4 protein-coding genes are annotated in these 6,035 nt (G+C 42.0%); 2 read left to right on the forward strand and 2 right to left on the reverse strand.

The genetic code is table 11. The annotated features are described in order from the left end of the window. Positions 1-824 precede the first annotated feature (824 nt). Complete coding sequence (locus ACYTXL_RS02500; protein WP_461923356.1) at positions 825-1,598, forward strand: MlaE family lipid ABC transporter permease subunit; 774 nt, start codon at positions 825-827, stop codon at positions 1,596-1,598. A 211-nt stretch (positions 1,599-1,809) separates the two neighbouring features. Here ACYTXL_RS02500 and ACYTXL_RS02505 read toward each other — a convergent pair whose 3' ends face one another. Together ACYTXL_RS02505 and ACYTXL_RS02510 are read right to left on the reverse strand one after the other, a co-directional pair. Then, entirely contained in the window at positions 1,810-2,253 is a 444-nt protein-coding gene (locus ACYTXL_RS02505) for a hypothetical protein (RefSeq protein WP_461923357.1), read from the reverse strand. Positions 2,254-2,661: 408 nt separating this feature from the next. Then, a complete protein-coding gene (locus ACYTXL_RS02510; RefSeq protein ID WP_461923358.1) occupies positions 2,662-3,789 on the reverse strand; it encodes an ABC transporter ATP-binding protein in 1,128 nt (375 codons plus the stop codon). Between the two features lie 269 nt (positions 3,790-4,058). On the opposite strand from ACYTXL_RS02510, the gene mrdA reads away from it, so the two are divergent. Next, positions 4,059-5,882 carry a penicillin-binding protein 2 gene (gene mrdA / locus ACYTXL_RS02515; RefSeq protein WP_461923359.1) on the forward strand — a complete coding sequence of 608 codons (1,824 nt, stop codon included), beginning with the start codon at positions 4,059-4,061 and terminating at the stop codon, positions 5,880-5,882. Positions 5,883-6,035 lie beyond the last annotated feature (153 nt).

Genomic DNA, 6,035 nt, shown 5'->3' on the forward strand with positions numbered 1-6,035 from the left:
GTAATTATTATTGAGAATATAAATTTGTAGTTAATCCCCGGAAAGTATTATCAGGAAACGATTGTAGACATTTTGGTATGACCTGAATCCTTACAGGTTCAATGCATCCTTGTCTATACTATGAACGCATTTTGATATTAGTGAGATAGGTTCATAGGTCAAAGTCAAATCGGGTAATCCCGGAATATCTTGAGCAGAAGATGACATTGGCAGATTTTTGGATAATTTGGAAAACCAGACCGATAAAATCTCTTAAAGGTTTCTGGAAAACAGTTTTATTTGATACGCGCACAGTTTTAATAACGTAGCGGCGATCGCTCTGACTCTGAATTGCTGGACTGCAACTTGGTAACTAGATGAACAAAGATACTTACAGTCATTGTGTAATTAATTATGCCCAATTACTTATAAACATCAAAAACCCGGTCTTGATGACCGGGCTTTTGAGCGGAAACAATGGGGCTATATTCCCCGAAGGTTAGTTATAGAGGTTCAGTATAATATCGATGCTCTGATATGTACTACCACCCCGTTGTTATCGATTCCGGAAAATTCGCGAAGAATTTTTGAGTAGCCTTCCTTTATCTTCCAAAATATAGCACCCGACTGGTAGCATCACCGTGTAGGATTTAACAATATTGACGCTAAAGTTTATTAAGCTAAGTTGAACCATGCCCAAACACCTCCTCTACTTTGAGGGTTAGTTAATTGAGAAAGTCAGATTACATCTGGCTGGGTTTCCACCATTCTGCGTATCTGTAGTCTTATTTTGGAGAATTGATATAACATATGTGCAAAAAAAGTCAGTCTTAAGGACGATAAAATTGCAACCAAAGAGAAATTTTGATCAATCTTGGATTGGACGCTGTTTTGCAGCAGTACTGCTTTTCGGTCAAGTGTGGCTACATTTACTCCAAGGAAAAACCTACTACCGCAAGATTTTGCAACATATGGTGACTGCTGGGCCAGTTTGTATCTCTCCAGTTCTCCTAGTCAGCAGTTTTGCCGGAATGATTTTTACTATTCAGACGGCGAGGGAATTAGCCCGATTTGGGGCTGTGAATGCTGTGGGAGGTGCTTTTGCCTTAGCTTTTTGTAGAGAATTGGCTCCAATTTTGACTGCTAGTATTATGGCGGGACAAGTGGGTTCTGCTTTTGCCGCAGAAATAGGTGCAATGCGAGTCACAGAGCAAATTGATGCACTTTATATGCTGAAAACTGATCCAATTGATTATCTAGTACTTCCGAGAGTAATTGCTTGTGGTTTGATGGTGCCTTTGATGACGATTTTGGCTTTAGTTACGGGCATCAGCGGCGGAGTTTTTGCCGCCTCACAGTTTTACCAAATTATTCCCGAAACATTTTTAGAATCAGTCAGAGATTTTTTAGAACCGTCAGATTTGTTTGTTATTTTGCTAAAAGGGTTTATTTTTGGAGTGCTGGTTGCTATCATTGGCTGTAGTTGGGGGTTAACTACTAAGGGCGGAGCCAAGGAAGTAGGAGAATCGGCAACAAAAGCAGTTGTTATTAGTTGGGTATCAATTTTTATCATGGATTTTTTCCTCTCTCTACTGCTGTTTGAACAGCCTGTATTTTGAACCCAAGTATTGAATAACAAGATTCCTGACTTTTTTAAGAAGTGGGGAATCTGAGCCAAAAAGGAAGTTGTGAGTATAGCAATAGTGGTTATCAAGCCTTGGCACAGCGCACCGCAGATCTTACCCTGAGCCTGCGCCGTACCACTTCGTGGAAGCAAGCTACGCGTAGCGTCTCGTAGAGAAGGGCATCGCTAGCTTTTTTGGCTATAGTTCATAACTTTAGCGCCATTTGGGAATATATTAACTTGTAGATTAGGGCACCCAAAGCTAAACCTCCCAATGAAAATATAGATGCAGTAGAAAAGGCTAGCCCTTCCCTAAGACCCGCTCTTTGAAAGTCTATCCTGACTAATATAGTCGCTGAAATGATCAGTAAGGTATCAAGGAATATTTGAAACCAGGTAATCATGATAAAGAATAAGAAAGCTGCTAAGACGGCAACGCCGAAAGTCCTGGTATTTGATTTAAGCAAAATGTAATATGTCATCTTCGGCCAAGGAGCGGTCAACGTTACTATTAAAAGCAAGATAGCAACTACAGTTATCACCCACACAAACAGAGGAACATGTATTTCAGATATTACCCAGCCCAAAGTAAAGTAACTAAGCAGCACTAACGCCAGGGACACCCAAGGAACTCTTCTTAAAATTGACATGGGTTGATATTCCTAGTACGGTGTCAAGGTATTATTCCATTACTGAATGTTATAACCCACATTCCACATAATAGGATTTGATTAAGAAGAATTATCCATATTGACTACAGTGGTTCAAATGAACTACCCCACCCTACAACGTTATCGGGTGGGGTTTCTACATCCCCAGCCCTAGAGCAAGATTTTTGACACTTCACACGACCTAGTACAGCACGGCGTAAATAAGCCACCCATTTGTAATCTCTGAAACCCTTGCTAAAACGTAATTACGAATTACGAATTACGAATTACGAATTACGAATTACGAATTACGCGAAGGGAAATTACGCGATTAGGTTAAAGTGAATTCCGTACCAAACGAGGGAACTGAATTTGTGATCTCTTACCAATTAAGGGAGATTCGTATAACTATTTACTAATAGCTAAACAATCATTTTCTGCCCACCAAGCGTAGATCGGTGTATCTCGGTCTGGTAAACCGCCAAAAGTATTAGGTTGCAACACATTTATGCTAATACCATTTGTTAATTCCACAACATAATTAACGTGTGTGCCCAAATACATAACATTAACAAGCCGTCCTTCAAAGCAGTTAGCTGGCAAATTAGGTGGATAAAGCGAAAGCTGTATTTTTTCTGGGCGCACACTCACTACCACCGCTTGTGATATTTCAGATGGTGTATCTTCAGCGCGGCTAATGACAATTGAGAGTCCCGTTTTTGTCGAAATTTGCACATTAGAGGCGTCTACGCCGACGATTTCACCACTGAATAAATTAGTATCGCCAATAAAATCAGCAACAAAAGCTGTCTCGGGACGTTCGTAAATTTGGCTGGGAGTGCCAACTTGTTCAATTTTGCCTTGGTTCATCACGGCAATGCGATCGCTCAAACACAATGCTTCTTCTTGGTCGTGTGTCACCATCACAAAGGTCACTCCTAAGCCTTTGTGTAAATTTGATAACTCAAACTGCATTTCCTTACGCAATTTTAAATCTAACGCCCCTAAAGGTTCATCCAGTAGTACGACAGTGGGACGGTTGATTAAAGCCCTTGCTAAGGCAACTCGCTGCTGTTGACCACCAGAAAGTTGATTGGGAAAGCGCGATCGCAAACTTTCCATTTTCACGAGTTTTAAAGCTTCTTGGACTCTAGCTTCAATTTCCGATTTGGGTATTTTTTTTAACCTCAGTCCGAAGGCGATGTTATCCCAGATATTCAAATGGTTAAATAGAGCATAACTTTGAAATACAGTATTGACTGGTCGGCGGTAAGGCGGCACATTAGTCATAGACTGACCCTGAATCAACACCTTGCCAGCGTCAGCGATTTCAAACCCAGCAATTAAGCGCAGTATTGTTGTTTTCCCACAACCGGAGGGGCCTAAAATACTAAAAAATTCTCCTTGTCTGACATCCAAGCTGATTCCATGTACTGCTGGTTCTTGGTTAAAAAACTTGAAGACGTTACGCAGTTCAACATCAAGTGGCTGAAAAGTTGTTATCCCCCTCTGATTCTGCATGACAAGTTGAGCCATAATCCTCAGTAGCCTGATCTTACGTTAGTTTGTCAATTGATTTAGTCTATGGGGCAGACTAGATTTGACACTTTGGTTTATTGTATCCGCCAAAAACAATTGTTCAAGAATATACTCGCCCAATTTCTTCATCCCTCTTACTGAGTACAAAAGTATGTATTTTTACTTATATTTATCCATTCTTTAGTTAACCTAATATGCATTAAAATTACATATTAGCAATTGCTAAAAAGCTGGCTAGGATTGCGTTTATTCATTTTGAATTGTTTATGTTCCCATCACTTGGCAGCAAAAAAGATACACGTACAGTTGGACGTGGTTTCCAATCAATATTTTTAATCGTATTTACCCTATTAATGACCGTTGGTATTGAGGCACGTTTGGCATATTTGCAAATTGTTGAAGGGCCAAAACTCCGCCAAAGAGCCGAAGCGAACCGAATTAGGATGATTCTCAAACAACCGGAACGGGGCAGTATTTTTGACCGAAATGGCAAACTTTTAGCCAGTACTCGCTATGCTAGCTCTGTATACTTATGGCCGATGGCACATACTAAACCTTCCTGGTCTGTAGTCGGCCCGCGTCTAACGCAAATTCTCAACATTTCGCAAGATGAGATGGAAAAGAAATTAGAACAAGCCGGTGCTAATTCTTCTTCACTTATCCGCGTCGCTCGTGATCTAAATGAAGCACAAATTACGGCATTAAAAGAGTATAAAAATCAACTCCCGGAAGTGGAAATTAATACAGATTCTGTGCGTTATTATCCCCACGGTGAACAATTAGCACACGTACTAGGTTATACACGGGAATTAACTGCCGACCAGTTAAAGGACAAGAAGCAGCAAGGCTATCGGCTCGGAGATGTAATTGGTCAGATGGGGGTGGAAAAGGCTTATGAGAAAGCTCTGCGGGGCGAATGGGGCGGTCAGCAAGTGGAAGTAGATGGTGCGGGTAGACCAATCCGGGTTTTGGGAGAGAAACAGGCAAAAGCTGGTAACGATTTGCACCTGACGATAGATTTAGATGTGCAGAAGGCAGCCGAAAAAGCTTTGGGAAATCAACGAGGTGCGATCGCGGCAATTGATCCGAAGAATGGTGCTGTTTTAGCAATGGTATCTTACCCCACTTTTGATCCAAATATCTTCTCTAAACAAAAACTCTCCCAAAAAGATTGGGAAAGCGTGCAAGGTAAAGAGCATCCCTTGATCAATCGGGCGCTGAGTGCCTTTCCACCCGCCAGTACCTTCAAAATTGTCACTACAACAGCTGGACTCGAATCAGGTCAATTCTCTCCTGACTCAGTATTACAGACCTTTGGTTCCCTGACTGTTGGGGGAGTGACTTTTGGTGAGTGGAACCACGCCGGATTCGGGCCATTAGGATTTCCCAGAGCGATCGCCATGAGTAGTGATACTTTCTTCTATCAAGTTGGTAGAAAAGTCGGTGGCCCAACTTTAATCGAATGGAGTCGCAAATACGGGTTTGGTCAAAAAACTGGCATTGAATTTCCTAACGAAGAATCAAAAGGCTTGGTTCCAGATGAAACATGGAAGCAGAGAGTTTTGAAAACGCCTTGGAGTGTAGGTGATACCATTAATATGTCAATTGGTCAAGGTGCTTTGCAAGTGACACCCCTGCAATCCGCGATTATGTTTTCTGTCCCCGCTAATGGTGGGTATCGAGTTCAGCCGCATTTGCTCAAAGACAATGAAGATGCAAAAAGTTGGCGCTCATCGTTAAATATGAAGCCGGAAACTATCAAAGTTCTCCGAGAGGGACTGCGGAAGGTGGTGAGTGAGGGTACAGGTAAGAGCTTGAATGTGCCGACAATTCCCCCAGCGTCTGGAAAGAGTGGTACTGCTGAAGCTGGTGGTGGTCGCCCAAATCATACTTGGTTTGGTGCCTATGCCCCCAGTAATCAGCCGGAAATTGTGGTTGTGGCCTTTGGGGAAAATACTGGCGAGCATGGCGGTACTATTTGTGGCCCAATGGTTTTACAAGTGCTGGAAGCTTATTTTCAACATAAGTATCCAGATAAGTATAAAAAACTAAAACCAATTACTCTTGACTCTGCTAACCCTCAGAACTAATGGGACAGACTACTAGTGTTCAAAATTCAAAAAGCCTTTGGGCGAGGCAATGGAAGAGGTAAGCAACTCAGGTCTAAAGACACTGAGCTTTAGCCCAGATCGAACATCCCAAACAAAGACATTTGTCCTTGCAACTGGCACGTCAACCCCGGA

The organism is Nostoc sp. (assembly GCF_054880495.1).